At 65.7% G+C, this 24,149-nt stretch carries 20 protein-coding genes; 4 read left to right on the forward strand and 16 right to left on the reverse strand.

Annotated features, from left to right (window positions below; all coding sequences use genetic code 11):
- Positions 1–35 precede the first annotated feature (35 nt).
- The 3 genes from MnOB_RS08935 to MnOB_RS08945 all read left to right on the forward strand — a co-directional run bounded on the left by MnOB_RS08935 (position 36) and on the right by MnOB_RS08945 (position 1,874).
- On the forward strand, positions 36–503 hold the full coding sequence (locus tag MnOB_RS08935; RefSeq protein WP_077523868.1) for a BRO-N domain-containing protein: 468 nt from the start codon (positions 36–38) through the stop codon (positions 501–503).
- The gene (locus MnOB_RS08940; RefSeq protein ID WP_077523869.1) at positions 500–751 is read left to right on the forward strand and encodes a hypothetical protein; all 252 of its coding nucleotides are present in this window, start codon (positions 500–502) and stop codon (positions 749–751) included. Before MnOB_RS08935 ends, MnOB_RS08940 begins: the two co-directional genes overlap by 4 nt.
- Before the next feature lie 736 nt (positions 752–1,487).
- Positions 1,488–1,874, forward strand: a complete 387-nt coding sequence (locus tag MnOB_RS08945) for a hypothetical protein (RefSeq protein WP_077523870.1) — start codon at positions 1,488–1,490, stop codon at positions 1,872–1,874.
- A gap of 354 nt (positions 1,875–2,228) precedes the next feature.
- Here the strand turns inward: MnOB_RS08945 and MnOB_RS08950 are convergent, their stop codons facing one another.
- From MnOB_RS08950 to MnOB_RS08980, 7 genes are all read right to left on the reverse strand, one after another.
- On the reverse strand, positions 2,229–3,701 hold the full coding sequence (locus MnOB_RS08950) for an FAD-dependent oxidoreductase (RefSeq protein WP_077523871.1): 1,473 nt from the start codon (positions 3,699–3,701) through the stop codon (positions 2,229–2,231).
- 337 nt (positions 3,702–4,038) lie between these two features.
- Positions 4,039–6,408 carry an efflux RND transporter permease subunit gene (locus tag MnOB_RS08955; RefSeq protein ID WP_077523872.1) on the reverse strand — a complete coding sequence of 790 codons (2,370 nt, stop codon included), beginning with the start codon at positions 6,406–6,408 and terminating at the stop codon, positions 4,039–4,041.
- Positions 6,408–7,424 carry a WD40/YVTN/BNR-like repeat-containing protein gene (locus MnOB_RS08960; RefSeq protein WP_077523873.1) on the reverse strand — a complete coding sequence of 339 codons (1,017 nt, stop codon included), beginning with the start codon at positions 7,422–7,424 and terminating at the stop codon, positions 6,408–6,410. The genes MnOB_RS08955 and MnOB_RS08960 overlap by 1 nt, the downstream gene beginning before the upstream one ends.
- A gap of 58 nt (positions 7,425–7,482) precedes the next feature.
- Positions 7,483–9,105, reverse strand: a complete 1,623-nt coding sequence (locus MnOB_RS08965; RefSeq protein ID WP_077523874.1) for a DUF1302 domain-containing protein — start codon at positions 9,103–9,105, stop codon at positions 7,483–7,485.
- A gap of 154 nt (positions 9,106–9,259) precedes the next feature.
- The gene (locus MnOB_RS08970; RefSeq protein WP_234358223.1) at positions 9,260–10,630 is read right to left on the reverse strand and encodes a DUF1329 domain-containing protein; all 1,371 of its coding nucleotides are present in this window, start codon (positions 10,628–10,630) and stop codon (positions 9,260–9,262) included.
- Between the two features lie 104 nt (positions 10,631–10,734).
- Entirely contained in the window at positions 10,735–11,925 is a 1,191-nt protein-coding gene (locus MnOB_RS08975; protein WP_158713783.1) for a saccharopine dehydrogenase family protein, read from the reverse strand.
- Positions 11,926–12,053: 128 nt separating this feature from the next.
- Positions 12,054–13,421, reverse strand: a complete 1,368-nt coding sequence (locus MnOB_RS08980) for an NAD(P)/FAD-dependent oxidoreductase (RefSeq protein ID WP_199824507.1) — start codon at positions 13,419–13,421, stop codon at positions 12,054–12,056.
- A 198-nt stretch (positions 13,422–13,619) separates the two neighbouring features.
- On the opposite strand from MnOB_RS08980, the gene MnOB_RS08985 reads away from it, so the two are divergent.
- Positions 13,620–14,912 (forward strand): MFS transporter, encoded by a 1,293-nt coding sequence (locus MnOB_RS08985; protein ID WP_077523878.1) that lies wholly within the window; start codon positions 13,620–13,622, stop codon positions 14,910–14,912.
- Positions 14,913–14,921: 9 nt separating this feature from the next.
- Here the strand turns inward: MnOB_RS08985 and MnOB_RS08990 are convergent, their stop codons facing one another.
- The 9 genes from MnOB_RS08990 to MnOB_RS09030 all read right to left on the reverse strand — a co-directional run bounded on the left by MnOB_RS08990 (position 14,922) and on the right by MnOB_RS09030 (position 24,147).
- Positions 14,922–16,055, reverse strand: coding sequence for a helix-turn-helix transcriptional regulator (locus tag MnOB_RS08990; RefSeq protein WP_158713784.1), 1,134 nt, complete (start codon positions 16,053–16,055; stop codon positions 14,922–14,924).
- 58 nt (positions 16,056–16,113) lie between these two features.
- On the reverse strand, positions 16,114–16,989 hold the full coding sequence (locus tag MnOB_RS08995) for an SDR family oxidoreductase (protein WP_077523880.1): 876 nt from the start codon (positions 16,987–16,989) through the stop codon (positions 16,114–16,116).
- A 90-nt stretch (positions 16,990–17,079) separates the two neighbouring features.
- Positions 17,080–18,228: an acetyl-CoA C-acetyltransferase gene (locus MnOB_RS09000; RefSeq protein WP_077523881.1), complete on the reverse strand. Its 1,149-nt coding sequence runs from the start codon at positions 18,226–18,228 to the stop codon at positions 17,080–17,082.
- A gap of 147 nt (positions 18,229–18,375) precedes the next feature.
- Positions 18,376–19,428 carry an acyl-CoA dehydrogenase family protein gene (locus tag MnOB_RS09005; protein WP_077523882.1) on the reverse strand — a complete coding sequence of 351 codons (1,053 nt, stop codon included), beginning with the start codon at positions 19,426–19,428 and terminating at the stop codon, positions 18,376–18,378.
- A gap of 10 nt (positions 19,429–19,438) precedes the next feature.
- On the reverse strand, positions 19,439–20,605 hold the full coding sequence (locus MnOB_RS09010) for an acyl-CoA dehydrogenase family protein (protein WP_077523883.1): 1,167 nt from the start codon (positions 20,603–20,605) through the stop codon (positions 19,439–19,441).
- Between the two features lie 4 nt (positions 20,606–20,609).
- Entirely contained in the window at positions 20,610–21,368 is a 759-nt protein-coding gene (locus MnOB_RS09015) for an enoyl-CoA hydratase family protein (protein WP_077523884.1), read from the reverse strand.
- A 14-nt stretch (positions 21,369–21,382) separates the two neighbouring features.
- Positions 21,383–22,450 carry an NAD(P)H-dependent flavin oxidoreductase gene (locus MnOB_RS09020; protein ID WP_077523885.1) on the reverse strand — a complete coding sequence of 356 codons (1,068 nt, stop codon included), beginning with the start codon at positions 22,448–22,450 and terminating at the stop codon, positions 21,383–21,385.
- Complete coding sequence (locus MnOB_RS09025; RefSeq protein WP_077523886.1) at positions 22,450–23,319, reverse strand: enoyl-CoA hydratase; 870 nt, start codon at positions 23,317–23,319, stop codon at positions 22,450–22,452. The genes MnOB_RS09020 and MnOB_RS09025 overlap by 1 nt, the downstream gene beginning before the upstream one ends.
- 15 nt (positions 23,320–23,334) lie before the next feature.
- The gene (locus MnOB_RS09030) at positions 23,335–24,147 is read right to left on the reverse strand and encodes a CoA-transferase subunit beta (RefSeq protein WP_077523887.1); all 813 of its coding nucleotides are present in this window, start codon (positions 24,145–24,147) and stop codon (positions 23,335–23,337) included.
- Positions 24,148–24,149 lie beyond the last annotated feature (2 nt).

Below are 24,149 nucleotides of genomic sequence, written 5' to 3' on the forward strand. Positions count from 1 at the left end.
GTGGCGGTCCTGAGTTCACTTACAGGAGAACCACCATGCACGACGCATACACCCCTCTCGTTTTCTACCGCCATTCCCTCCGCCTGCGCACCCTGATGGTCGACAACCAGCCCTGGTTCGTTGCCCATGACTTCGCCCGGCTGATTGGCCACTCCGACGCCCTCCCCTTGCTCCAGGCCCTGGAGCCTCACGAGCAACAAACCCTCCGCCTCGGCTACACCCACGACTTCCATGAAGAGGTCACCGCCATCAGCGACATCGGTGCCTACAAGGTGCTGTTCCAGTTTGGCGGGCCTGTGCATGGCGAGGTCGGCCGTTGGCTGAGTGAAGTGCTGGTGCCGACGCTGCATGACTATCACCGGGAGCCGGATGCGGCGCCGTGCCGTGACGTTCTGAGCTATGAGGGGCGGCGGATAGGTATGGTGAGGTGGCAGGGCGAGGTGTGGGTGGCCTGGCGGGATTTGCCAGCGTTCATGGCCTCGGGCAAAGAGGTGTCGGCATGAGCATCGACCTTGAGGAACGTCGGCTGCGGGAGCTGCTGGACCGCTTGGATTCCCGGCTGCACACGGTGCAGATGATTGCGGAGATCGTTCTGGACAATGCGGCGCTACGGGAGGGGATTCCCGGACCCTATCTGGACAACATCAAGGAAAGCGCGCTGATGGATGCGCTGATTCATTTGTCTCGCAGCAACCTGGAGGACTTCTGGCTGTTGGTGAAGATGGAGGAGTTGCCGTTGGGCGTGAGGTGATTTGAAGTGTCGTGGGGCCCCTCTCCTATGTGGAGAGGGGCCTTTGTTTGTTGGGGCAACTGCGTTGCCCTTGGCGATTGAAATAGCCCCTACAGGTCGGCGGATTTGGGTGGGGTTGTTCGCGAGCAGAGCTCGCTCCTACGGTGGTTATCGCGTGCCGGTCTTGAGGGCAGCTGCGCTGCCCTTGGCGATCCCTACAAGTGGGCGGATCTGGGGAGGATCGCCGTGCATCACAGTGTGTCTGAAATGCATCGAGATACATGGGCATCGATATGGCCCGGTAATCGACACAGGCCAGATAAGTCGCACTGTTTAACTGCAAGCCAGAAACGCAGGGGACCGCCCCCCTTGACCACTGGCTTGCAACGGAGACATCGCCATGACTTCACCAAGGCCATCATCGACGCCGACAACCTCTGAAGTGCAGACAGGGCAGGCTCGCTGCCACCGGCGCGCCTAGTAGCAGCGAGGGCTCGATTCACCAAATGCTCAGAAAATGAGCAATTTCATCCTGAATGAATCTAGAAAATTGATTATTCAAGCCAGCGGAAAAGCTTTTCCGCTTAACGCAACCACGCACTTAAAACATGGTTAACTCATTGTTTTTAATTGAAATAAATCAACCATCAATAGCATCGATAGCAACCATTATGCAGCATCACTTCTTCATCGAAATCACATCAGTAACATGAGCTCCGTAGACGAATTCCAACCCCTTCCAACCAAGGTGACCAAAATGAAAAAGCAAATCTTCGCCAGCCTGTTCATCGCCAGCCTGTCCGCTTCCGCTTTTGCACTGTCGGTTGCCGAGGGTGGTTCCGACCGCACTTCCATCCACCGTGTCGCTGAAGGTGGCGCTGACCGCACCAGCATCCACCGCATTGCAGAGAACGGCTCCGAGCGTTCCCAGGCTCTGCGTGTGGCTGAAGGTGGTTCGGACCGTACCAAGGCCTTCGATGTTGCCGAGAACGGTTCCGAGCGTTCTCAGGCCCTGCGTGTCGCTGAAGGTGGTTCCGACCGTACCAAGGCTTTCGATGTAGCCGAGAACGGTTCCGAGCGTTCTCAGGCCCTGCGTGTCGCTGAAGGTGGTGCTGACCGCACTGGCGCCAACCGCATCAGCTAAGTCCCGGAGCAGTTCAGAGGCAGGCAATTCATGATGTATGCACCTCGAAAGGCAGAAGGCGCCACCTGTGGCGCCTTCTTTCTTTTTGGGGAATGCGAAATCCATGGGAGCGGATTTGGGGTGAGGTTGTTCGCGAGCAGAGCTCGCTCCTACGGTGGTACTGCGTGCCGGCCATTGGGGCAGCTGCGCTGCCCTTAGCGAATGAATTCGCCCCCACAGAAGAAAGAGCAGGAGAGTAGCGGGGATCAGGTGCCGTAGACCTTCCGGGCCCAGACGAGGGCCATAACTGCCGTGTAGTGCTTCCCATCATCAGAGGACGCCCCGGAAACAATCTCCGGGGCGTCTTGCGTTGGATCAGCCCTGCGTCGCCGCGTGGCGACCGGCCTGACGGCCGAAGAACGTAGCGTCCGCCAGCGACATGCCCGAGCTGTAGCCACCGCCCCAGCGTGGCAGGCCGCAACTGGTGCGCCCTGCTGCATAGAGACCGGCGACAAGCTCACGCTGCGCGGTCAGCACCTGGCCGGTAGGCAGCGTGTCGAGGCCACCGAAGGTGAAGTGCGGGAAGAAGGCGTAATCGAAGCGGCAGTCCAGGGCGACGAAGGGCGGCTCGTTCAGCGGTTTGAGCCACTTTGCCGCCTTATGGAAGAGCGGGTCACGGCCCTCGGCGGCATGACGGTTGAAGAAGGCCACGCTCGCTGCCAGGGTCCCCGCCGGCAGCCGCAACTCCTGCTCCACCTCATCCCAGGTCTCGCCGACGGCAGCGATATCGATACGGGTGATCTCGGCGGGACGCTCGAATGTGGCGTTGTCCGCCAGTAGGAACACCCGGTTCCCGCCTTGGCGGAGGATGTGGTAGCCGATGCGGCCGTGGTAGCTGTCCTCGTTGATGAAGCGTTGTCCGCGCTCATTGACGAAGATGCCCTTGACCAAGGATTCCGGCGCATAGAACGGCAAGCTGACGAAGGCCTCGTCCATGTGGATGGCCGCGCCGCCGACGCTAATGCCCAACTGAATGCCGCTGCCGTCGTCCCCCGGTGTACCGATCGGATTTTCGTTATGCATCAACTGCGGGGCATGGCTGCGTACCATCTCGCGATTCATGACGAAGCCGCCAGCGCACAGGATCACGCCCTTGCGCGCACGGACGAAACGCAGGCAGCCGTCGTTTCGCACCACCACGCCGTGGACCTTGCCATCGTCATCGGCCACCAGTGCCATCACGCGGCTGTCATAGTGCACTTCGACGCCAAGTTCGCTGACGCGGGCCGCAAGGACGTCCATCAGCAGGCGGCCACCGCCCCAGCCCTGGTACTGCGGCGTGTGGCCGCGCGGGCACGGCGTGGCCTCGTCGGCGAACGGCCAGGCCTCCTCGCTGCCGGACCAGATCAGGCAATCGTCGGTCACGGGTTCAAGCATCTTCTCCGGCAGGAACGTGTTCTTGTAGGGGACGCCCTGGGCCACCAGCCAGTGGTAATGGTCCAGGCTGCTCTCCGCGTAGAGGCGCACCTTGGCCTCATCGGCATCCGGGCCGCCGGCCATCATCAGGTATCGATACAGGTCTTCGGTGTCGTCGTCGAAACCAGCCTGCCGCTGGGCCGGGGTGCCACCACTGCCGCCCAGGTAGATCTCGCCTCCCGAAAGCGCGCTGGTACCGCCGTTGCCGGAGGTGGCCTCCAGCAGCACGACCTGGGCTCCCGCGCTGGCGGCCTCGATGGCGGCCGAGGCGCCCGCGGCCCCAAAGCCGACGACAATCACATCGGCTTCCTGGTCCCAGGCGGAGACGTTATTCAGACGGCAAGGCCGGTTTACGGAGAAAGGTACTGACATGCAGGCGATCCTTATTGTTGTTCTGGCGAGTAGACCTGTGGGGTCCGGGGAACGCTGGCGATCGGTCGCGAAGTTGGCGCCGCTCGGGCAGGCAGGTGAGTGCCCACCTTAACCGCGAAGGGCATGACGGCCCTCGTCCAACTGAACTACCAGGCCACTTCCAACGCCAGGAGTGGGTGAATTGAGTGAGTGACCCCTCTTCCGGACTCGGGGAGGGGCCGTGTGGGGCAACGGGGTTGCCCTTGGCAAAGGAATCCGCCCCCCCACAGGGTTGGGGCGTAACCCGGGATCGTTGGGTTTCGCTTCGCTCTACCCAACCTACGGAAGCCGATGGCGCTCACGCCGAGGCCAGCGCCGTGACGCGGCGGCGCTGTCCTACCCCGAGCCATACCGCCAGGGCGGGTAGCAGGAAGATCGCGCCCAGCACATTGACCAGGAACATGAACGCCAGCAGCACGCCCATGTCGGCCTGGAACTTGAGCGCCGAGAAGGCCCAGGTACCCACACCGATGGACATGGTCAGCGCGGTGAACACGGCCGCCGTGCCGCGCTGGCACATGGCCTGGTAGAAGGCTTCGCGCAGGTCCAGTCCGTTCGCCATTTCGTGTTGCATGCGCTCGTAGAGGTAGACGCCGTAGTCCACGCCCACCCCCACGCCGAGTGCGATCACCGGCAGGGTCGCCACTTTCAGGCCGATGCCGAGCAGGGCCATGAGGGCGTTGCAGAGGATGGTCACCAGCATCAGCGGCACGATCACACAGAGCACCCCGCGCCAGGCCCGGAAGGTCAGCCAGCACAGCAGGGATATCGCCGCGAAGATCGAGGCGAGCATCTGCACCTCGGCCTGCTCGACCGCCTCATTGGTGGCGGCCGCCACGCCGGCGTTGCCGCCACCCAGGCGGAAATGCACATTCGGCATGTGCTCACTGGCGATGAATTTCTCGACCTCTGCCGTCACGTGCTTCAGGGTCGAGCCCTGGTGGTCATCGAGGTAGACCAGCAGGTTGAGCACCCGACAGCCCTCGGTGTTCAGGCCCAGCTCCGGGTTCGAGGCGCCGCCGCCCGTGCGCAGAGCCGCAGCGTCGCGCTGCAGGGCCGCCCAGCGCGGATTGGCCTCGTTGTTGGCCGCGATGTACAGCTTCACGCCGCCGGCCACCGTGCTCACCGACTGCACGCCGGCAACCCCGCGCATGTGCAGGTCGAAGCGCTCGATGGCGTTCATCACCGGCCAGTCGAGGCAGGCCTCTTCCAGTCCGGTGGTTTCCACGAACACCGAGAGCACATCCATGCTGATGGCATAGCTGCCGATGATCGCCGCATTGTCCCGGTTGTAGCGCGAATCGCCGTGCAGCTCCGGCGCGCCGGCCCCCACGTCGCCAGTCAGGAGGAACCGCGCCTGGTAGGTGCCGGCCGCCAGCAGCAGGCACATGACGGCCAGACAGGCCAGCGCCGGGCCGGGCTCGGCGAGGCGCGACAGCTGCCACCAGAGCCGATGACGGGCACCCGCCCCGACAGCTGCGTCGCGACTGCCCGGTTCGAGTTGCAGGCGGGAGAGGATGATCGGCAGGAACATCTTGTTGGTGACGATCATCAGGGCCACGCCCAGACAAGCGGTCAGGCCCAGCTCACGGACGATGGGAATGTCGATCACCATAATGACCATGAAGCCCAGGGCGTTGGCCAGCAAGGCAACGGTGCCCGGCACGGCGAGCTTGCGGAAGGCAGCCTCGGCGGCTTCCCGCGCGCCGGCGCCGGCCAGCACGTCCTGCTTCCAGGCGTTGGTCATCTGCACCGCGTGGGATACGCCGATGGAGAAAATCAGGAAGGGCACCAGCACGGACATCGGGTCGATGCCGTAACCCAGCAGCGGCAAAAGCCCGAGCAGCCAGACCACTGGCAGCAGGGCGACGCCGACCGCCAGCAGCGTGAGTTTCAGTGAGCGGCAATACAGCCACAGCATGGCCGTGGTGATCGCGAGGGCGATGGCGAAGAACAGCACCACCCCCAGCAGGCCGTCCATCACCTCGCCCATGACCTTGGCGAAGCCGACGATCTGGATATCGATCTCGTCGCTACCGTAGGTGGCGCGAATCGACTCCAGGCGCTTCGCCACTGCCGCATAGTCGAGCTTCCTGCCGGTCTGCGGATCAGTCTCCAGCAGGTCCGCCTGGACCATGGCCGAGCGCAGGTCGTTGGCCACCAACTGGCCGATCTCCCCGGACTTGGCCACATTGGAGCGGATCTGCGCCAGCCCGGCGCCATTGGCCTCGAAGCGCGACGGCACGACCACGTCGCCAGTGAAGCCGGACTCGGTCACCTCGATGTAGCGCACATTGGGGGTGAACAGGGAGCGCACGCGACTGCGGTTCACTCCGGGGGTGAAGAACACCTCGTCCGTGACCTTGCGCAGCACATCGAGGAAGTGGGCGTTGTAGAGATCGCCCGGCCCCTTCCAGTGCACGCTGACCATGACGCGGTTGGCGCCGGAGAAGGTGGTGCCGTAGTCCTTGAAGGCCGCCATGTAGGGGTGTGAAAGTGGGATCAGCTTGTTGAAACCGGGGTCGAGCCGGGTATCCAGGGCGGAAAAACCGAGACCTGCGGTCAACAGCAGGAACAGGATGCCCAGGGGCAGGCGCCGCGCGATCAGGCCGCGGGCGAGGACGGCGACCAGGCGTTCGGTGCGAGTCGAAGGTGGCGAGTGGGTCATCACGGGGTTCCCTGATGCGATGAGGTGATCGGCATGGTGGTAGGGGCATGGGGCTCTGCGCCGGGCCGTTCGAGCCTGCGTAGGCCGGCGTCGCTGACCAGCAGCCAGGGGCCCGAAGACGGAACCAGGATGTCCGTCAGGTTCTCCTGCCCGGTTTCCCGCAGGACCTGGAAGGACAGGCCCCGGTCATCGCTGGCCAGGACCACACCGCCCTGCCCCGCGAGCAGCAGCCTGCCGTCCGGCAACAGGGTGCCGGCATAGAGAGATGCCGTGCTGGGCAGGGCGACGGCGGACCAGCTGCGCCCGTCGTCGCCGCTGCGGAACAGGTGCCCGCGCATGCCGTAGGCGATCCAGGTGGCTCCGCCGAGGCTGACGGCGCCATACAGCGAGCCACTGTAGAACGGCTCCACCGGCTGCCAGCTCTGCCCGCCATCCTGAGAGCGCAGCAGCGTCCCCGCCTCGCCCAGGATCAGCCAGCGCTGGCGATCCTTCGATGCGGCGATGCCGTTCAGGTGCCAGTCCGCCAGTCCCGGAATCGCCTCGTTCTGCCAGCTCCGGCCGCCATCGCGCGAGCGCAGCACGCGGCCGAAGGCGCCCACGGCCAGCCAGTCGCCCGACGGCAGGCGCGCCGCATCCAGCAGCGGTTCGCCGCCTTCGGCCCGGAAAGCCGACTCCGTCCAGCTGCGCCCGCCATCGGCGGTACGCAGGATCCAGCCCTCGTGGCCCAGGGCGAGGCCATTGGTGTCGTCGGCGAACACCAGGCGATTGATCAGCGCCTGGCGCGACGACGGCACGGCCGCGGCGGTCCAGGACCGCCCCTGGTCGCGGGAGATCAGGATATGGCCCAGTTCCCCTGCCATGACCCAGCCCATGCGGGTTACCTCTATCCCGTTGATCTGCATGCGCTCGGCGGGAATCTGCGTCGGCTGCAGCGCCGGCATCGATCTCGGGGCGAAGGCCAGCACACCGGCCAGCCCCACCAGGGCCGAAATCGCGAGCCCTACAAACACTTTCATGGTGCACTCCTTCATGGGCGATGGGCATCCGGTACCCGGATGCCCATCGCCGAAGCGGTCAGAAGCTGTACTTGGCGCTGATCGCCAGGTAATCGCGGTCGGCCAGGGGTCGTTTTTCCAGGTCCGCCTCGCCGAGGAAGGCGTTGTAGGCCATGCCCAGCTCCAGGTTGTTGAGGTACTTGGCGTTGACCCCGACGCTCGCCCGTTTGTCCCCTTCGCCGACCAGGCTGCCGAAGGCACCGGCCACAGCCGGCGCCCCGCGGACCTGATGGGCGAAGGAAACCGGCATCGTCAGATCCCAGCCATCGACCACGTTGTTCCAGGAGGGCGTCATCAGCAGCTGGTATGCCCAGGAGTTGCGGTCCAGGGTGAGCTGGTCGGATTGCTCGCCGGCGAACTCGAACGGATCAACATCGTTCACGTGCAGGTAGCTGGCTTCGGCAATGAAGGTGGTCTGGTCCGAGAGCACCATCGGCCCGAGGAGGTAGATGGCGGACAGGTTCGCCTGAGTGGCATCGGCACGCGTTGCCGAGGGGCCGATCAGCGAATCGACCAGGACCGGCACGCCATCCTTGTAGCTGACCTCGCCGGCCACGTTGAAATCGCCCAGGCGCGTCGAGAAGCTCGCCCCGGTCAACGCGATATCGTCGAAATACACCACGTTGTAGTCGGTCGGGAATGCGCCATCGAAGTTCGTCACCACGTTGGGGTTCTTGTCGTGGTAGCGCAGGTAGAAGAGGCTCAACTCACTCTCGCTACCCAGCGAGAAACGGGTGCTCACCCCCCACTGGCCGCTGTCGCTGGGCTGGTCGTCCGGGGACCGGGGAATGTTGAAACCGGGAGCTGCACGGATGAACTCCGCACCCGGCCCGACCACGTCCGTGTAGGAGAAGTAGGTGCCCACCGGGTCCAGTTCGGTGCGCTTGTACTCGTACTGGTAGTACGCGGCCACGCCGAAATCCGGAGTCAGCTGCCACTGGCCCGAGAACTGGCCGACCGGCAGCAGGATGTCCTTCACCTCGGTGCCCGGCACGTTGGCCTTGGTGGCATCGGCAGGCGACTGGGCACCGGCGATGTTGGGGAAGAACAGGCTTTCCCCCCACTGCACCACCTGGCGTCCGAGACGCACGTTGAGCATGGACTGCTCGGCCGTCTGGAAACTGCCGTAGACGTAGGCATCCAGGAAGCGGCTGCGGCTGCCCGCCAGGTTCTGCGCATGGCTGGTGAAATGGTCGTGGGCGCCGGCCTTGTTCACCGTGTCCGGCGAGTCGTTGTCGTTTTCGTGCTGGTAGACATCGTCGTAGAAACTGCTGGCCCGCACGAAGGCGCCATAGTTCCGGTACTTGATGTCCATCTCGCCTAGCAGGGACACACGATTGTTGATCAGGGCGCCCTGCTTGAAGTTTCGGTCACCATCATCGGCGTTGACCGTGGTGGGCAGCCCCGTGGCCGGATCGACCGGCCCGTCCACCAGGGCCCGCGAGGGATCGTTCAGCCGGTACGCGGCGCCATAAGTCATGTTGACCAGGTAATCGACGCCGATCTCTTCGCCGACGCTGAACTGGCCGGCGGACACGGGCGCGCCGAATGGCACCATCGACAACCCGAGCATCAACTGGCGCAAGCGCCCGCCCCGAACCGCCCTGCTTTCCCGTACCAGATTGCCTGCGAAATGCTTCATCTACAGTCTCCTGTTCTGCGTGCCGGCCTCGCCAAGTCAGCGGGCACGGGCGCGCAGCCGCACGCCCTGGCGGCGGTCGTGCCGTCGCCAGGGCTGTCGTCATATGAAAGGTTTGGTGAATAAATTCCGTGTCCGGGCGCCGCGCCCGGCACGCTTACTTACCCGACTGGCGCAACAGGTCGGTGGTGAACATGAACGGCTTCAGCCGGTCACCATTGACCCTCGGTGCAAGGAGTTCACTGGTCAGGCGGTCGGCCAGGTAGGCCCCGGACACCAGGTCGTGATAGACGGTGACGCCCGCGTGGAACAGCTTCGCGCCATAGGCGTAATAGGTGTTCATGAAGTTGGTGCGCCACAACTCGCCATGGGCGTCGTAGTTGTCGGCCATCACGGCATTCCAGGTGTCTTCGTCCACATACAGGACGCGCTTGGCGTACTGATGGCGGTAGCCTTCCTTCAGGGTCGCCTCCAGCACCCAGACTCGGTGCAGTTCGTAGCGCATGAACTGCGAATCGATGCTGCCGGTCTTGAGGAGGGCGTCGTACTTGATCCCTGCAGCCTCCAGGCGATAACCGTTGTACGGGATGAACATCTCGCGCTTGCCCACGAGCTTCCAGTCGTAGCGTTCCGGCGAGCCGTTGAAGAGACGGTCGTCGTCGATGGTACGGAAGCCGCCCACCCCCAACGGCATGTCGAAGCCGAATCCGGGAGACTGGCGGACCCTTCGCGTGCCCGGGTTGTAGGTCCAGCTGGTCTGCGGATTCTTCGCCTCGTTGAAGTAGGTGTAGGTCAGCATCACCTCGCCCTTCTGCCGTTCGGGCTTGAGGATGGTCACCCGGGAGTAGGCGAAGATGCCCTCGGTCGGCTTGCCGACATTTTCCGCGTCGCTGGTCTGGTCGAGGATTTCGTAACGCATGCGCCCCCAGGCCACATTGCCGTCCGGGTAGACCACGGCCTGGTCGTACACCGCATCTTCCTGGTTGGCATAGGCCGGTAGCAGGATGTTGCGCAGCAACTGGTCACCGCTCTTCGGGATGGGGAACGGCGTCCCGCCTTTCAGTGCACGCACCCCCATGTTGCCGTCTTCCAGCTCCGCGCTGACTGCATTCTTGCGGGTCAGGTCGCAACGGATGTCCTCGTAGCGGAAATCGCGATGGCTCGGATAGACCGGGATGGAAACGCTATCGGGGTACTTCTTGAGCAGCGCCTTCTGCCCATCGGAAAGCTTGTCCGCGTACTGCGCCATATTCTGCGCGGTGACGACGAACAGCGGCTTTTCCGAGGCATAGGGATCAGGGTGGCGCTTGCCCAGGCCGCCGAACGCGACGCCCGGCGGGGCGCCGAGCCACTGCCCGCTGAACGCGGGAATGGAGCCGTCGGCATTACCCGCCTTTTCCGCGCCGATACAGGTGAGGTCTCCACCCAGCTTCGCGGCCTCGCTCTCGCTGACCACGGCCCAGGCCCCCTGGGTGAACAGCACGGCCGCCAGCAGCGGCCAGGTCCTGCGAATACACATGTTCATCATGCTTCTTGTTGTCCTGTTGGGGGCCAGCCCTCCAGCGGAGGGCGACCCCGGATTGGTCGACAGGTCGTTGCGGCGCCATCGTTGCCCGGCGGCGCCGACGATCTTCAGGCATAGCAATCGCGCTTGAGCACCGTTTCGGTTTCGATCAGGCGGCCGCCGGTCTCCTTCGCGAAGGCACGAACGTAAGCCTCTGCGTCAAGGCAGACCTCAGGCGCCAGCAGGCCCTCGCCGGTGACGCAACCAGCCAGCCAGGCCTCGATGACCAGACGGGCGCAGGTCGGGGTGGGGTCGGGGGTGCTGTCCTCGACCTGCTCGGTGGGCAGGTCCAGGTGGTGCTCCAGCACGCAGCGCACTTCGTTGCCGTTGCGCTCGCCCACCACTTCCACGCGGGAAGCGACGGCCCAGGGCTCGTCCGAGAGGTCGACGGTGACGCTCGCGCGGCCGACCTCGCTGGCCAGGTGGTGGGTGAGGAACTTGAGCGGCGAAATGCCCAGGCCTTCGATCACCTCGGAACTGCCAAGCCCCAGGTCGATCAGCGAACGCCAGACTTCGGCGCCGGCCTCGGGGAAGAAGGCGATGCGGTTGGTCACCTGGTCCAGCCCCTTGATGAAGTGCGGCAGGGTGACGGTTTCGCCATGGCCGATGAAGAACGACGGGTAGGCCTTGAACGGCGCCGCATAGGGCACCTCCAGCCGGCCGCCCCAGCCCGGCATCTTGCGATACTCGCCGTCGACGAACTGCACCACATCGTCGGCGGTGATGTGCATCATGTGGTCGATCACAGAAGGCGACAGCAGGTCCGGCACGAAGGGCACCGCGGTGGCCAGGTGAATTTCGCGCACCTTGTCGAGGCGGTCGGCGAGCATCTTGGCCATCACATTGGTCAGGCCCGGCGTCGAGCCGCAACCGATGACCAGCTTGACCCCCGCCTCCAGCGCGCGCTGGTTCCAGGACGGATCGAGGAACAGGGTCTCGGCGACATCGTGGTCGTCGTTGATGTCGATGTAGTCGACCCGTGCCCGCAACGCCGCCTCGATGACCGGAACGGCGCTGCGATAGAACGGCCCCACGGCGTTGAAGACCAGGTCCACACCGTCGAGCAACGCGTCCAGCCTGGCCGGATCACGAATGTCGGCTTTGACGGCACTGGCCCTCGGGCCGAGCGAGGCGGCCAGTTTCTCAGCGGCTTCGAGGTTGAGGTCACCGATGATGCATTCGACTTCGGGGTTACGGGGCAGCAGCTGGCGCGCGACGTTCGCGCCGACGTTTCCGCAGCCCAACAGCAAGACTCTCATTCTTAAATCTCCACCTTTTGTTTTTGTCTTATGGCGATTCATGACCGCCGGATCACGCCTTCCCGGGCGGGACATCCATGCCCGATAGTCCTCGCCGGTTTTTCTGGCGTTACCAGCCAACGCGTTCCTCAGACGAGGTTGAACCTGTCGGCCCAGCGGGCCGCGGGAATCAGTACGCGTCGGATCTTGGTTTCGAACAGGCCGGGGCACTGCACGGCCTTGGGGGTTTCAAGTGGGAGCAGGCAGTCCTGCAGGCGGTCGCTGGCCAGCGCGTCAGCCAGGTTGACGCCCAGCATCGGCCCCATGACGTTGCCCCAGGAGCCAAAGTTCATCAGGGCCAACACGCCATCGGCGGCCCGGTACAACTTCGGGTAGGACGCGTCGTAGACCGAGGACGAATTGGCGGTCATGCCGGTCCAGTACGACTCCATCTCGATGGGGGTATCGCGGAGCTGCGGGTAGGTGCGCCGCAGGTAGCGCAGGAAGTAGGCGAAATGATCCGCCGCCCGCTGCGCGCGGCCAGCGCCCGGAATGGTCGCGGTGATGAGCCGGTTGCGACCGTCGATGATCAGCGGATACAGGCCCGTCGGGTACTGCATGAGGGTGACCCGGGCCGGATTGACGATCTCCAGCACTTCCCGCGGCAAGGGTCGCGTCGCCATGCCGCAGGCCACCAGCGGGAACTGGGTGCGGGTCAGCTCCGGGAAGAACAGGTTGCCGGCATGACCGTTGGTGCAGAGCACCACCTGCTGGGCGTGCACGCTGCCGGTGGCGGTGCGCACGCGCCAGTACGCCGCGCGCCGCTCGCAGGACAGCACGGCGGAATTGCCGTACACCCTGGCGCCCAGGCGGACGGCGGCAGCAATCATGCCGTTGGTGAAGAGATAGGGGTTGACCCGGCCGCCTTCGCGCCAGTGGATGCCATGGCTGTAGGCACTGGTGCCCAGTAGTTCCTTCAGGCGTTCCGCGCCGACCAGGTCGACGTCGTAACCGAAGGCCTTCCACTGCTTCACCTTATTCTCAAGCGCGCCGTGCCGGCGGCAGGCCGCATCGACCATGCCGGACTTCACCGCGTCGGCCTCCAGGCCATGCTGGCGGCACAGGTCGAAGACCACGTCACGGTGCTCGATGAAGTATTCGGTGAAGCGCCGCCCCTGGTCAGCATGGGCCTGCAGGGGGGCGAACGACGCGAGATAGGGCTGCACATGCCCGGCGTTGCGGCCGGAAGCGCCACTGCCCGGCTGGTCGGCTTCCAGCACCACCACGCGCACGCCGTTCTCGGCCAGGCGCAGGGCCAGGGAAGACCCGACCAACCCGGCGCCGACCACAACGATATCTACCTCTATGTCGTGGTCCAGCGCCGGGTAGGCCGGGGTTTGCCGTGGCAGCGGCCAGCCACTGAAGCGAATGGGCACCACACCCGACTCATACGCGTCCGCGACCGGAAAGACCGGAACCTGTCCTTCCACCGCTCGCCGATATTCACTCCAGCTCACTGCCGTCTCCTCGAATGCAATTCAGAACCCCTGCCTGGGACTGATCGAGGCTGAACGGGATCTGACCGCCACTGCCTGCCACAGCGGTTTCGATCCTATTGAGGAGGCCAATCGACGCTCCAGTACCAACTGGTACTGCTGAGCGAGATAGGCCGCTGGTTAGACTCCGACGGCCCTTCACCTTCAGAGAGCATCGGCATGGCGCGTTGGCAACAGACGGCAGCAGCACTGGACAATGCGGCGGCGGCGCAGGACTTCATCATTCCTCCGGCAAGGCTTCCGACGCTGCCCGACCAGCGCCAGGGATGGCTCCTGGTCCTCGGCCTGGCGCTGGTGTTGTGCGTGATCTTCGGCACGACCCTCAACGCCCTCGGCCTGTTCACCCTGCCGATCAGCGCGGCCCTGCACAGCAGCAGCGAGCAGACCGCGCGCATCGCCACCGCTTTCATGGTCAGCATGACCCTGGCCATGCCTCTGGCCGGCTGGCTGCTCGACCGCACCGCGCCGCGCCTGGTGATGACCGCCGGCGCCACCCTGGCGGCGCTGGGCTACCTGCTCGCCGCCCGCAGCCCCGACATCGACCGGCTGACCCTTGCCCTGGCGCTGGGCGGCCTGGGCGTTGGCGCCTCCACCTATGTCCCGGCCATTACCCTAGCCACGCGCTGGATCGCCCCCGAACGGCAGGGCCTGGCCTTCGGCGTCCTGCTTGGCGGCGCCGCCATGGGGGCCGTCGTCTTTCCCATCGGGTTGACCCACCTCATCAGCACGCTCGGCTGGCGCGATGCCATGCAAGCCAGCGCCGCTCTGATCCTGCTCGTCTGCGTGCCCTTGCTGCTGTGGCTGGCGCGCTTGCCCGACGCCAGCATGACGGCGAGCCGGAGCGCGACAGAGGCGGTCCCTGGCCACGATATCGGCCAGGTCCTGCGCATGCCCCGCTACTGGCTGTGGATCGCCATGCAATTGCTCCTGACCCTGAGCAGCCTGGGCATCTACATCGCCCTCGTGCCCTACCTGGTATCGGCCGGCTATTCAGCGCAGACCGCCGCGGTTTTCTATGCCGGAATCGGCGCCGCGGCGCTGGCGGGCAACTTCCTCTTCGGGGCCGTGAGTCATCGCTGGGAAGCCAGGAACATCCTCCTGCTCGGAAATGCCGCTGGCACCGCCGGCATCCTCTGTCTGCTGGTGGCGCCCCACCCGGCGCTGGGCCTACTGGCGGTCGTGGCGTTTTCCCTGAGCTGGGGCACCACCTTCAACCTGGTCAACCAACTCTCGCCGCTGCTCCTGGTGCAAGCCATGGGACAACGCAACTTCGGCAGCCTGCTGGGCATTGGCAACCTGGTCGCCGGACTCGGCTCGGCGTTCGGCCCGCAACTCGTCGGCCACCTGGTCGACGCCACCCACAGCTACACGCCCGCCCTGCTGCTGTGCGCGGCGCTGGCGGCTTCGGCCTCGCTGCCGATCGCCTTGCAAGGGCGCCGGCACGTGGGCTAGGAGGGAGGGTCAGCGCAGGAGGGCGAAGCTCTTGCAGAGGATCCGCACCAGGTCGGTCTGCCCCTTGATGCCGAGCTTCGCGTAGATGTTCTTCGAGTAATTGCGCGCGGCGGTCACCGCGATGCCCATCTCGCCGGCGGCTTCGCTGATGGTCTGGCCGCAGGCCAGCAACGCGGCCAGCCTGGCTTCCTGGCGGGTCAGGTCCAGCAGCTGGGCGATCAGCTCCGCTGGGAATCCGCGCGGCACCGGCTGCATGGCCTGGTTCTCGGTCAGTTCCGAGAGGTAGAGGATCACGCTCGGCACATGGCGGCCCTGGTAGTAATCGAGCAAGGGCGCCGGCGCGGCCAGCATGCCCAGCAACACGCCATCCTGGGCCTGCAGGCGCACCAGTTCGCCACGGTAGGGAGCGCCTTCCCAGGCCCTGGCGGCGATGGCGCTGGCGATCGCCGCATCCAGGGCGCGCTGGGTCGCGCGGTCCTGAAGCTGCAAGCGCCCATGGCTGAGTTCGATGCCCGGGTGCTTGCCGATGATGGCCCTGGCTGCCCGGTTCACGCACAGCAGTCGCCCTTCGCCATCCAGCAGCAGGCAGCCCAGCACCAGGTGATCCAGGCAGCCCTCGTAGATCGAGCGTTCCGCCTCCTGACGCTGCAGCCGTGCGTAGAGCCCGAGGGCGCGGAAAAGGTGCGGCAGCAGGTTCCTGATCAGCTCCACGTCGCTGGACGAGAAGCCCTGTTCCGGCGCTTTGTGCCCACGCACCACGTCGACCCAACAGCGCATGCCGCCGGGCTCGGAGAAGCAGGTTCGAAGGCAGCTGGAAACATCAAGGGAACGCATGAACTCAGCGCAATCGAGTTCCACATCGCGCGGACCGAAAACGAGGATATCGCCCGGCAGCACCGACTCGGGGTCCAACAGCTCGATATGGGTGAAGCGCTCGCGGTGGACCTGTTCGGCCAGCAGCCAGTCCGTTTCGTCATGGGGCTCGACGGACATCACCTGGAGATCGGAGGGGCGGTCATCGGAATGATGCAGGGTGACCGTGACATTGCGCGCCGCCAGCACATGGCGCAGGCGCTCAGCCAGGCCGAACCAGGGGGTGGTTTCGTTCAGGCCTTCGTAGACCAGCCCGATCAGTTCAGGCAATAGGGCGACGCTGGCGCCCGGAACCTGGGTTACCGGGCGCCTCAGTAAAACGACAGGCTCAGCTGCCATAGACCTTCTGCGCCGGCACGGCCTCGGCCAGCAGCTGCTGCACTACCCCGCCCAACTCCGCCGGCGCAAAGCGTGCACCCTTGTCGAACGCGGGACCACGGCGCCAGCCGTCGGCGATGGAGAGCTTGCCGCCTTCCACCTCGAACATCCGGCCGTTGACCGCCTGGGAGGCTTCGGAGCCCAACCAGACCACTAGCGGCGCGACGTTCTCCGGGGCGAAGTAGTCGAAGCCGTCTTCGGGCTTCTTCATCACGTCAGCGAACACGTCTTCGGTCATGCCGGTACGCGCGGCGGGGGCCAGGGCGTTGGCGGTGATGCCGTAGCGCGCCAGTTCAGCGGCCTGTACCAGGGTCAGGGAAGCAATGCCGCCTTTGGCAGCGGCGTAGTTGGACTGGCCGATGGAGCCCTGCAGGCCAGCGCCGGAGCTGGTGTTGATGATCCGCGCCTTGACCTGCGCGCCGCCCTTGGACTGCTCGCGCCAGTGCTTCACGGCGTGGCTGGCGAGGCAGAAGTGGCCCTTGAGGTGCACCGCCATCACGGCGTCCCAGTCAGCCTCGGTGAGGCTGGCGAACATGCGGTCGCGGCAGATGCCGGCGTTGTTCACCAGCACGTGCAAGTCGCCGAAAGCCTCGATGGCCTGACGCACGATTTCACCAGCGGCGGCGTAATTGGTGATGTCGCCATTGTTGGCGATGGCCTGGCCACCGGCGGCGCGAATCTGCGCGACCACGGCTTCGGCGGCCGGCAGGTTGATGTCGTTGACCAGTACCTTGGCGCCTTCGGCGGCGAAGGCCAGGGCATAGGCCCGACCCAGCCCGCCGCCGGCGCCGGTGATGATGACGGAGCGGTTTTGGCAGATTGGCATGTGGGGTTCTCCGGTTGCTTCGTGTGGGGGTTGGTTGCCCTCACCCCAGCCCTCTCCCAGGGGGAGAGGGGGCTTTGTCCGTGCGGGGGGTTAAAGTCGTTCGATGATGGTCACGTTCGCCTGGCCGCCGCCTTCGCACATGGTCTGCAGGCCATAGCGGCCGCCGCTGCGTTCCAGCTCGTGCAACAGGGTGCACATCAGGCGGGTGCCGGTGGCGCCCAGGGGGTGACCGAGGGCGATGGCGCCGCCGTTGACGTTGGTGCGCTCATGGGGGTAGCCGGTTTCCTTCAACCAGGCCAGGGCGACCGAGGCAAAGGCTTCGTTGATCTCCACCCGGTCGATGTCGTCCAGCTTCATGCCGGCGCGCTTCAGCGCGTACTCGGTTGCAGGAATAGGCGCGGTGAGCATCCACACCGGATCGTCGGCGCGCACGCTGATGTGGTGGATACGCGCGCGGGGCGTCAGGTTATAGCGCTTGAGCGCGGCCTCGGAGACCACCAGCAGTGCGCTGGCGCCGTCGCAGGTCTGGCTGGATACGCCGGCGGTGACGCGGTCGCAACCGAACAGGGTCTCCAGTTCAGCCATCTTGTCCAGGCTGGTCTGGCGCGGGGTCTCGTCATGCTCGACACCGGCCAGCGGGACGATCTCGCGGGCGAAGCGGCCTTCGGCAATGGCGTGCAGGGCACGGCGATGGGATTCCAGGGAGTAGGCCTCCAACGCCTCGCGCGACAGGCCCCAGCGCTCGGCGATCATCTGCGCCGAGCGGAACTGGGTCGGCGGCACCTTGCCGTAGCGCTTCACCCAGCCTTCGGAGCCGGTGAAGGGGTCGGTGAAGCCCAGCGGTTCGGCGGCGGTCATGGCCGAGGAAATCGGAATCTGCGTCATGGTCTGCACGCCACCGGCGATCACCACGTCCTGGGTGCCGCTCATCACGGCCTGGGCGGCGAAGTGAACCGCCTGCTGGGACGAGCCGCACTGGCGGTCAATGGTGGTGCCGGGCACGGCCTGGTCGAGGCCGGCGGCCAGCCAGCAGGTGCGGGCGATGTCACCGGCCAGCGGGCCGATGGTGTCGACGCAGCCGAAGATCACATCGTCGTAGTCGGCATCGGGAATGGAGTTGCGGGTGACCAGTTCACGCAATACGTGGGCGCCCAGGTCGGCGGCGTGGATCTGGCTCAGGCCACCCTTGCGCCGGCCGGTGGGCGTGCGCAGGGCGTCGACTATGTAGGCTTGGGGCATGAGGTGGTCTCGGATGGTCAGGATTGGAGTAAAGGAAAACTTCCCTCACCCCCGGCCCCTCTCCCGGAGGGAGAGGGGAGACAAGCGGCCCGCTGCACGGACAGCCCCCTCTCCCCCTGGGAGAGGGTTGGGGTGAGGGATATCGGACTAGAACGTATTCCCCGCCCCCGGCTCGACGGCGCCGGAAAACAGCGCCTGGCGTACCCGCGCCTTGTGCCAGCCGCGGTCGCCCCAGACCTTGTCGAGGGCCCAGGCGCGCTTCATGAAGAGCTGCAGGTCCACCTCCCAGGTGTATCCCATGGCGCCGTGGGTCTGGATGGCGTTCTTGGCTGCCAGCAATGCCGCTTCGGTGCAGGCGATACGTGCGTGGGACACTTGCACGTCCTGCTCCGGCAGGCCGTTGGCGACGGCATGGGCGGCGCGATAGAGCGGGCCCTTGGCGAACTCGATCTGCACGGCGACGTTGGCCATCAGGTGCTTCACGGCCTGGAAGGAACCCACCGGCTTGCCGAACTGCTTGCGCTCGAAGCTGTAATCCACCGCCAGGTCCACCATGCGTTTGGCAAGACCCAGCAGCTGGGCAGCGGTGCCCAGCGCGCCTCGGTTTTTCGCGGCAGCCCACAGCGCCCTGCCCTGCTCGCCTTCAGCCACGCAGGTTTGCGCGCTCGGCGTCCAGTCGACACGGAACAGCTGGCGGCTCGGGTCCACCGATTCGTTGCGGGTGAGCTGCACCTGCTCAGGCAGCACGGCGTGTACTTCATCGCCATGGGGCAGCAGCAACAGATTCGCCACATGGGCGTCGGCCACCAACGGGTTGCCCGGCTCGCCCACAGCAATGCGAGCCTTGCCCTCGGCGATGTGGGTTAGCCATTCGCCTTGCAGGTCAAGCTGGTTCGGGAGGGCGGCGAGCAGGGGCACGCCGATGAGCATGGTGTCCACCAGGGGCTCGGGCAGGCCGGCGTAGCCGCACTCCTGGGCCAGCAGGATGAAGTCCAGTTCGTTCATGTCCAGCCCACCGAAACCGTCTGGCACGGTCATGGCGGTGAGGCCCAGTTCAGTGAGCTGGGCCCAGAGCTCGTCGCTGCGGCCGCTGTCGGTCCGCCAGAGCTCGCGGATGCGTTCCGGGATCACTTCGTTGGTGAGGAAGGCGCGCACATTGTCCTGGAACAGCAGTTGGTCGTCGCTGAAAGTGAAGTCCATGGCGCGCTCCTCAGGCTCGCGGCATGCCGAGCATGCGCTCGGCGATGATGTTGCGTTGGATCTCGTTGGTGCCGGCGTAGATCGGGCCGGCCTGGGCGAACAGGAAGCCGTCCAGCCAGTGACCGACCTCGCCGGCATCCGGCGCGTGGGGCAGCAGTTCGCCGCGCAGGCCGAGGATCGACAGCGCCGTCTCGTGCATGCGCTGGTCCAGCTCGGACCAGAAGATCTTGTTGGTGGAGGATTCCGGGCCGATCTTGCCGCCCTTCACCAGCCTTGACGCGGTCATGTAGGTGTTCAGGGTGTACGCCTCGGCGTCCATCCAGGCGCGCATCACCGCTTCGCCGATGGCCGGGTCGAGGTCGGCCTGCTCGCGGTTGGCCAGGTAGAGCTGCACCAGACGCCGCGCGGTTTCCTGGAAGCGCGCCGGGGAGCGCAGCATCAGGCCGCGCTCGAAGCCAGCGGTGGACATCGCCACGTGCCAGCCCATGCCCTCCCCGCCCAGTACGTTTTCCACCGGCACTTCCACATCGTCGAAGAAGATTTCGGCGAAGCCCGGCAGGCCGTTGAGCTGCGGGATCGGACGCACAGTGATGCCGGGACTGTTCAGCGGCAGGAGGATGAAGGTCAGGCCGTGGTGGCGGCTGGACTGCGGGTCGCTGCGGAACAGGCCGAACAGCCAGTCGGCCCAGACCGCGCGGGTGGACCAGGTCTTCTGGCCGTTGAGCACATAGACGTCGCCTTTGCGCTCGGCACGGCAGCGGATGGCGGCCATGTCGGAACCGGCGTTCGGCTCGGACCAGCCCTGGGCCCAGATTTCCTCACCGGTGGCCATCTTCGGCAGGAAGCGCTCCTGCTGCGCGGCAGTGCCGAACTCCATCAGGGTCGGGCCGAGCAGGAAGATGCCATTCTGGTTGACCCGTGCCGGGGCGCCGGCGCGGTAGTACTCCTCTTCGAAGATCAGCCACTCGATCAGGTCGCAGCCGCGACCGCCGAGTTCCTTGGGCCAGGTCACCATGCCCCAGCGCCCTTCGTTGAGCTTCGCTTCCCAGGCGCGGTGCTGGCGGAAACCTTCTTCGCAGTCGAAGGATTGCAGCGGCTGGGCCGGCACGTTGGCCGCCAGCCAGGCGCGGACCTCCTCACGGAAGGCCCGCTGTTCGGATGTGTAGGTCAGTTCCATGGCTTCAGCCCTTGAAGGTGGCAGTGCGCTTGTCGACGAAGGCATCGCGGGCTTCCTGGGAATCCAGCGAGCGATAGGCCTGCAGGGTGAAGCCCTGCTCCCAGCGGTATTTGTCTTCGAGGTTGCCGTCCTCGATGCCGGTCAGCGCCTCCTTGGCCAGGGTGATCATGGCCGGGCTCTTGGCGGCGATCTTGCGGGCGATATCCAGGGCCGCCTCGCGCAATTCGGCGCGGGGTACCACGCGCTCCACGGCGCCCAGTCGGTAGGCCTCGGCGGCGTCGATCATCTCGCCGGTGAAGTACATGTGGCGCACCTTCTGCACCGGGAACAGGCGCTGCAGGTGGGCACCGCCGCCCATGGCGCCTCGGTCCACTTCGGGCACGCCGAAACGCGCGCAGTCGGAGGCGACCAGTATGTCCGCCGCGCCACACAGACCTATGCCACCACCGAGCACGAAGCCGTGCACGGCGATGATCACCGGTTTGGGATTACGGTGGACGGCCTTGAAGCTGTCGTAGTTGCCCTTGTTGACGGCGACGATCAGGTTGCCGTCAGCGGCCAGTTCCTTGATGTCGACGCCAGCGCAGAATCCGCGCCCCTCGGCTCGGATGACGATGACGCGCACCTCGGGCGACTCACCCAGGCGCTCCAACTCGGCGGCGATCGCGGCCCAGCCCTTGCTGTCGAAGGCGTTCACCGGCGGATGGTCGAAGACCATCTCGGCGATGCCGTTGTCGAGACTGACGTTGAATGGTGTTGCCATGGCCTTCTCCCCCCTCAGGATGCACGGCGGCACAGCTCGGCGAGTCGCTGCTCGGCCTGCTGCACGATGGATTCGATGAGTTCGGCACAGCCCGGCAGGCTGTCGATGCTGGCGGCGATCTGTCCGGCGGGCAGCACGCCCTCTGCTGGAAGTCCGTCGACCATGGCTTTCTGGATCACCATGGGCGCGTTGGCGGCCATCAGTGTCTGGGCAGCGGTCAGGCCATCAGTGCCGCCGAGCTTCAGGGCGCTGCCGAGCAATTGGCCGATACTGGCGCCGCTGTGGCGGCGGTAGGCCAGGGCACTGCGCAGGGCCAGCAGCAACCGCTTCAAGCCGCCGGAGCGTTCCAGGCTGTCGAGCAGTTCGTTGCGGATCATCCGCTGCGGCATGCCGTCGATGGCGCGGCTGATGATGATCGCGGCCGGATCGCGGACCTTCAGGTAGCGGTCCAAGGTGGCCCGTGGCACCGGGCTTTCGGCGCTCATCAGAAAGCGCGTGCCCATGGCAATGCCCTCGGCGCCGAGGGCCAGGGCCGACACCAGGCCGCGCCCGTCCTTGAAGCCGCCAGCGGCGACCACCGGGACATCGACGGCATCCACCACCTGGCCGAGCAGGATCGACGTGGGTACCGAGCCGGTGTGACCACCGCCCTCCCCGCCCTGCACGGTCACGGCGTCGGCGCCCATCTCCACGGCCTTCACCGCGTGTTTCAACGCGCCAACCGTGGGTATGCAGACCACGCCCGCATCCTTCAGGCGCGCAATCATCGCCTTGCCCGGCGAGCGGCTGTAGCTCACCGCGCGCACGCCATGCTTTAGCACCAGCTCGACGATCTCGCCGGCGTTGGCCTGGTACATGTGAAAGTTGACGCCGAAGGGCTGGTCGGTGAGCGCCTTGGTTTCGAGGATGGCCGCTTCCATGCGCTGCGGCTCGATGGTGGCGCCGGCCAGGAAACCGAAGCCGCCCGCGTTGCCGGTGGCCGCCACGAGTCGCGGATCGGCCACCCAGCCCATGGCGGTCTGGATGATCGGATAGCGACAACCCAGCAGTTGGGTCAGGCGGGTATCGAGTGAATTCGCCATCACGCCTCCGACGGGTTGCGCTGGGACTGCGCCATGCCACGGGCGTCGTAGCCGCCGAGCTTGTCGCCGCTGACCAGCTCGTTGTGCACATGGGCGAAGTGATGCAGGCCGAACACCATGTCCATGGTGGCGCGCTTGCCCATCAGGTCCTCGGCGTTGTTCACCGCCTGCTTGGTCAGTTGCAGGCCCAGGCGCGGCATCTGCGCAATGCGCCGGGCCACGTCCAGGGTCACGTCTTCCAGCACGTCGCGCGGCACTACCTTGTTGACCATGCCCATCTGGTACGCACGCTCGGCGCCCATGCGTTCACCGAGGAAGAGGAATTCCTTGGCGATGCGCGGATTCAGCTCATGCACGTGGGCAAAGTACTCGACACCCGGAATGCCCATGCGCACCACCGGATCGGCGAAGTAGGCATCCTCCGAGGCGATGATCAGGTCGCAGACCCAGGCGAGCATCAGGCCGCCGGCGATGCAGGCGCCCTGCACCATGGCGATGGTCGGCTTGGGCATGTCGCGCCAGCGACGGCACATGCCGAGGTAGACCTCCTGCTCGCGGGCGTAGAGGAATTCTCCACCCGGTTTGTTCACGTGGTCGTACCAGAGGCTGGTGCGTTCGAAGCTCTGGTTGACGTCGCGGCCGGGCGTGCCGATGTCGTGCCCGGCGGAAAAGTGCTTGCCGGCACCGCGCAGGATGATGACCTTGACCGCGTCGTCATCGCAGGCGCGGCGGAAGGCAGCGTCCAGGGCGTAAGTCATGCGCGAGTTCTGCGCGTTGTGGTACTCGGGGCGGTGCATGGTGACCAGGGCCAGCGGCCCCTGCACCTCGTACTGCACCACGTCTGCTTCTTCGGCCTGTTCGTGGCTCATGTGTGCGGCTCCGCCTCAGTGGGTCATGGCCTGGGCGCGCACGCCCGGCGGATTGTCCTTGAGCTGGCTGGCACGCAGGTTGTGCGGGTCCAGCTGCTGGATGAGGATCAGTTGCTCAAGGGTCGGTGCGGCGGTGGTCGGGATGGAGTCCGGCACGTGCAGCGGGAAGCTGGTAGCGGCCTGCACGTCTTCCACGCTGACACCGGGGTGCAGGGAACGGATGCGCATCTGCCGGCCCGGCCCCTGGAAGTCGAGTACGCAGAGGTCGGTGACGATCATGCGGATGTCGATCTCGTCCAGCGACCAGCCACGGGCGAGGCGCTCAGGGTTGTAGCCGACCGACGCCACCACATCCACTTCGCCATCGACGAACACGCGCTTGTTGTGGCTGGACACCATGAACGAGTTGGCGTGGCTGATGGAGTTGCCGGGGAAGCCACGTACGCCGAGCATCTGCGACTTGGGCTTGGCGTGTTCGCCGATGCAGGAGATGTTGGCCTGGCCGAAGCGGTCGATCTGCACCGGCCCTACCAGGGCATGGCGCTTGCCGCTCCAGACGTTATCGAAAATCCGCGAGAAGCCCATCCAGCTGTCGAACTTCGGCTGGTAGCCGCCACGCGGGCCGATCGGCACCGGCTCGGCGACCATGAAGGCTTCGGAGTCGGTCATCATCAGTTCGGCATTGGAATTGAGCATCGCCAGCGACGCGGCCAGGCGCTGGAGCACGCCGATACCGGTGGCGAGCACCTCACCGTCACCGGCGAACGCTTCGGAGGCGGCGCAGATCATCAGTTCAGCGAGGCTGTAGGGTTGTTTGGTGGCAGTCATCT

Origin of the sequence: Metapseudomonas resinovorans, from assembly GCF_002003485.1 — a bacterium.
Classification (GTDB): domain Bacteria; phylum Pseudomonadota; class Gammaproteobacteria; order Pseudomonadales; family Pseudomonadaceae; genus Metapseudomonas; species Metapseudomonas resinovorans_D.